This window comes from Gilvimarinus sp. 1_MG-2023 (assembly GCF_030548285.1).
In genome coordinates this window covers 1-247 of the sequence record NZ_JAUOSC010001477.1, presented here as the reverse complement: position 1 = coordinate 247, position 247 = coordinate 1, and the positions used below count along the sequence as shown (strand labels likewise).

The 247-nt window shown below is 57.5% G+C and carries 1 protein-coding gene; it reads right to left on the bottom strand.

Features of this window, described 5'->3' with window-relative positions; all coding sequences use genetic code 11:
- Nucleotides 1-247, bottom strand: a 247-nt coding sequence (locus Q4563_RS21735; protein ID WP_442903855.1) for a sodium:solute symporter family transporter, incomplete at both ends; no start/stop codon positions are given.

Sequence of the window (247 nt, the reverse complement as noted above, 5' to 3'; positions counted from 1 at the left end):
CCCGCAGACGCTGGGCAACCAGCAACCAGTTGGCCCAGGTGCCAATCAGCAGTCCACCTGCCAACCAAAACGCACCATAACCTGCACTCATGGCGTAGCCTGGCAAACCCAGCAACAGCCAGCCACTCATATCCGAGGCGCCGGCACTCAGGGCACTGGGAATTGGCCCGAGATTACGGCCACCCAATACATAATCCGACAAGTCTTGAGTGCGTCGATAAGCAATAATGCCGATACCCAGCATGAC